The following is a 4,128-nucleotide window of genomic DNA, read 5'->3' as shown; positions in this document are numbered from 1 at the left end:
CTTCTGTTTCCTGCGCCAGAGCCAGTAGCTTTATTTTGTAACCCAGCTCGCGGGCATAAGCCAAGTCTTGCGGTTCCAGACGCTCAATACCGACACAGTTGACATCGGACTCCTGGACGCGAGCGCCAAAAGCAATGGAAGCTAAAATAGCAATCTTGCGCGCCGCGTCCAGGCCCAGGACATCGGATGAAGGATCCGCTTCGGCATAACCACGCTCCTGGGCCGACTTTAAGGCCAGTTTATAACTGGCGCCACACTCCATTTGAGTTAGAATATAATTGGTGGTACCGTTAACAATCCCGTATAATTTTTCAATCCGGTTCCCGGCTAAACAGTTTTTTAGCGGCCGGATGATGGGAATACCTCCGCCGACGCTAGCTTCAAAATATAAGTCGACGCCGGCCTCCTTGGCGGCGGCAAACAGCTCTTTGCCGCGGGAGGACAGCAAGTCCTTGTTGGCCGTGACGACGTTCTTGCCCCGCCTCAGCGCCTCCATGATATAAGTGAATGCGGTTTCTTTACCGCCCATGACTTCGACCACCACTTGAATCTCCGGATCGCTTAAAATATCATCTACTCTTGTAGTTAAGGGTACTGCGTAGTCCACCGCCCGGGCTTTGGTAATATCCCGCACTAAAGCCTTCTTTACTTGGATTTTTACCCCGGCCCGCTGGGCGATATGATCCTGGTTAGCTGCCAGCAATTCGGCCACCCCAGATCCTACTGTTCCCAATCCTAGCAGCCCCAGCTGGAGACATTTTTCTGCGCCTACTGTCACAGCCGCCACCTCTGCCTTAGTTTTTAATGGCCACTCTTTTCCTTGCTGTTTACGTACATAGTCCCCATCAATAAGTCACCGCCTTGTCTTTGTGTTGTGAACATATATCCATACATAGGAGACATTATAGCAGGTTGCTCTGTTTTTGACAAGGGGTAAAAAGAAAAAAGAGCTTAAAGAAGCTCCATCAATGTACGCTTAAGGGCGACAAAGTCCGGACTGGTGAGCACATCCCCGGTGCGCGATCGGGGTAGCTGTACTTTTATCTCGGCTTTAATTCGGGCCGGACGTTCGGTGAGCACGTAAATCCGATCCGACAATAATATAGCTTCGTCTACGTCGTGGGTTATCAAGAGCACCGAAGCCCGGTACTGCTCCAGGGTAGAGAGAAGCCACAGCTGCAACTCACGCCGGGTAATGGCGTCCAGAGCGCCGAACGGTTCGTCCAACAACATGATATCGCTGGCGAAAAGATACGTTCTAAGAAGGGCTGCCCGCTGTCGCATACCGCCAGACAGTTGACCCGGATAATGCTGTTCGAACCCGGCCAGGCCAAAGGCCTGGAAATAAGGAGCGGCATGCTCTCGGGCCGCCTTCCAGCTCAAGCCCTTGATCACCAGCGGCAGACACACATTGTCCAGGATATTCTTCCATGGAAGCAATAAGTCTTTTTGATGCATGTAACTGACCCGGCCGGTGCGGCCGGTAAAGTCTTCGCCGTCGATATATACCCGCCCTTTGTCCGGTTGGTGCAGTCCGGCTATGATATTAAAGAGCGTACTCTTGCCGCATCCGCTGGGACCCACTACCGCCACAAACTCTCCATCGTAAAGCTTTAGACTTATACCGGCTAAAGTATCCAGGTCTCCGTACGTTTTGACCAAATTGCGAACTTCGACTTTTGCCAATTTCCTCCCCCACTCTTGGCGGCAACTAAACTATTGCTTTGGCGGTAAGAATTCGTTAGTAAAGGCCTCTTTGTAATCCAGTTTCTGCTCGATTAATTCGTTATCAAACATCCACTCGGCATAGTTTTTCCACACACTTTCCTTCATTTCGCCCCAGCGAGATGCATCGGCCTGGTACTCCTTAGACAAGTACTTTTGGCTGGCCAATACCAACTCTCGGTCGAGCTCCGGCACTGCCTCTAGGAACAGTTCCGCTGCTTCTTCAGGGTTGGCAATGGCAAATTCATAACCACGGCTGGTGGCCTGGAGGAACTTACGGACCAGTTCCGGTCGCTTTGCCAGGGTCTCTTCATTGGTAATGAGTACCGGTGTATAGTAGTCTAACGCCGGATCCTCTGCCGCTACCTTGATGAAGTTTAGTTCCATTCCTCTAAGTTCGGCCTCAATCCCGGCCCAGCCCCAATAGATCCAGGCAAAATCTACGTCCCTTTTCACGGCGGCAAAAAAGTCAGTGGAACCGATATTTACCATTCTAACTTTGCTGAAATCGGCCCCCTGCTTGTGCATAATACCTTTGATCACCGCCTCTTCCATCGGTGATCCCCAGCCGCCGTAGCGCATGCCTTCGAAGTCTTTCGGTGTTTTAATCCCTTTTTCGGCCGGTGAGGCAAATCCGGAAGTATTGTGCTGGATAACGGTAGCTATCGCTTTAACCGGCATACCCGCCACGCGGGCATTGGTGACTTCTTCCTGGTAACTAACGCCAAAATCTGTTTTTCCGGCCGCTGTAAGCTGGCTAACAGAACCTTCGGCCGGCGGTAGGATTTTTATCTTGAGACCTTCTTCCTGGAAATAACCCTTGGCAGCAGCCACATACAAGCCAGTGTAATTAGTGTTCGGCGTCCAATCCAGTAACACTGTAACCTCTTGCAGTTTTTCTGTCGCCGGCGGGGCCGGCTTGGCCTTCGGTCGGCAACCGGCAGCCAGCGTAGCTGCCAGAACAATAGTTAGTACTAGGGCAACCAGTTTTTTCATTTTTATCTTCCTCCTAAGATTCTTCTTGCCAGCGGGTCCATGGTGTAAGGACCCGCTCCAACGTTTCAATTAATTTGAACAGACCTAAACTAAGTACAGTTATCACTACAATAATGGCAAACACCCGCGCCGTTAGAAAAGACCGCTGTGACAAGGTCATGTAATACCCTAGACCGGCTTCAGCCCCCAGCCACTCCCCAATCACAGCTCCCATAATGCTGTAGGTAGCGGCAATCTTGAGACCGGAGAAAAACATCGGCAGGGCGGCCGGAAGTTTGGCCAGACGAAAAATTAGCAGCGGGGGCGCTCCCATGGAACGCAACAGGTCGATCATCTCGGTATCAACAGCAGCCAGTCCTTGTAGGAAGCTTACCACCACCGGAAAAAAACATACGAGCACTACCACTAAGACTTTCGGTACCAGACCGTACCCAAACCAGATCAGAAAGAGGGGTGCCACCGAGATAATGGGAATGGTTTGACTGGTTACCAGTAAAGGGTATAGGGCTCGGCGAACCAGTGATACGCTGTCCATCAGCCAAGCTAAAGCAAAAGCAAAGGCGATGGAGAGTGTGAACCCTATTATGGCTTCATAGAGAGTGATCCCGGCATGTTGCCGCAGCGCCGGCCAGTCTTTGAACAATGATTGCACAATCGCTGTCGGCGCCGGAAGCAGCCATGGTTCGATCTTGAGCAAACGCACCGTAAGTTCCCAGAGAAAAAGCAGAAACAACAGGAACAGCGGCGCTGCTTCATTACCGGTAGCGAGCCACTTTTTCCGCCATGGTGACCCCGGTGGGCTTATAGTCGATCTTAACCACTGAAACAACTCGTGCCGCCCCCTCCCGAATGCAGAGCTCCTGGGCCTGTTTTACCAGATCCATGAGCCGATCGTACTCACCTTCCATGGTGGTCTCCATGGCCCCGACTTCGTACTTCACCCCAGAGTCGGCGATGAGTTCGATCACTTTGTCCACCACCGGGTAGATGCGCTCCTCAGGAACTCCCGGCAGCACCTGTAGGCTTACATTTACTATTGGCATTGCTTCGCCTCCGCTTAGCATAATATTAAAGGCTGCCTTATGACCCTCTCTGGATAAGGCAGCCTTCGCGCTTTTCATGTCAGCTATAGTCCCTACGCTGGCATTACCCAGATCAGGTTACAGGGTCGGGATCGGGTGATCCCCTCTCAGCCGGTTGCTCCAGCTCCCCTTTGGTTTCATTATAACCCTCACTGCTGCCAACGTCAACCAATTCAGTCGATGGGACACTGCAACACTACCAATTTGTCAGCGCACCACCGTCGGAATAAACATGTCCACTACACCGATGACTAATGCTCCCAGCAGGGCACCGATAATACTCACTCGTAGTCCGGGCACAACGAATTGGGTAGCATAAATGACT

The 4,128-nt window shown here is 51.8% G+C and carries 6 protein-coding genes and 1 riboswitch; all 6 genes read right to left on the bottom strand.

The window, feature by feature from the left end; all coding sequences use genetic code 11:
• On the bottom strand, positions 1-778 hold a 778-nt coding region (locus GX016_02420; GenBank protein ID HHT70419.1), incomplete at its 3' end, for a homoserine dehydrogenase.
• A 173-nt stretch (positions 779-951) separates the two neighbouring features.
• Positions 952-1,686: an ABC transporter ATP-binding protein gene (locus GX016_02415; GenBank protein HHT70418.1), complete on the bottom strand. Its 735-nt coding sequence runs from the start codon at positions 1,684-1,686 to the stop codon at positions 952-954.
• Positions 1,687-1,716: 30 nt separating this feature from the next.
• The gene (locus tag GX016_02410) at positions 1,717-2,721 is read right to left on the bottom strand and encodes an ABC transporter substrate-binding protein (protein ID HHT70417.1); all 1,005 of its coding nucleotides are present in this window, start codon (positions 2,719-2,721) and stop codon (positions 1,717-1,719) included.
• Between the two features lie 13 nt (positions 2,722-2,734).
• A complete protein-coding gene (locus tag GX016_02405; protein ID HHT70416.1) occupies positions 2,735-3,526 on the bottom strand; it encodes an ABC transporter permease in 792 nt (263 codons plus the stop codon).
• On the bottom strand, positions 3,477-3,764 hold the full coding sequence (locus GX016_02400) for a thiamine-binding protein (protein HHT70415.1): 288 nt from the start codon (positions 3,762-3,764) through the stop codon (positions 3,477-3,479). Before GX016_02400 ends, GX016_02405 begins: the two co-directional genes overlap by 50 nt.
• A 70-nt stretch (positions 3,765-3,834) precedes the next feature.
• Positions 3,835-3,944, bottom strand: a riboswitch (TPP riboswitch).
• 66 nt (positions 3,945-4,010) lie between these two features.
• The coding region (locus tag GX016_02395) for a phage holin family protein (protein ID HHT70414.1) at positions 4,011-4,128 on the bottom strand (118 nt) is incomplete at its 5' end.

It is taken from the genome of Bacillota bacterium (assembly GCA_012837285.1).
Lineage (GTDB): Bacteria > Bacillota > DTU030 > DUMP01 > DUMP01 > DUNI01.
This window is presented reverse-complemented; position numbering and strand designations above follow the sequence as displayed.

Excerpts from the sequence above, each read along its gene's own strand:
- GX016_02410 (HHT70417.1), bottom strand. The coding sequence starts at position 2,721 with ATGAAAAAACTGGTTGCCCTAGTACTAACTATTGTTCTGGCAGCTACG.
- GX016_02400 (HHT70415.1), bottom strand. The coding sequence starts at position 3,764 with ATGCCAATAGTAAATGTAAGCCTACAGGTGCTGCCGGGAGTTCCTGAG.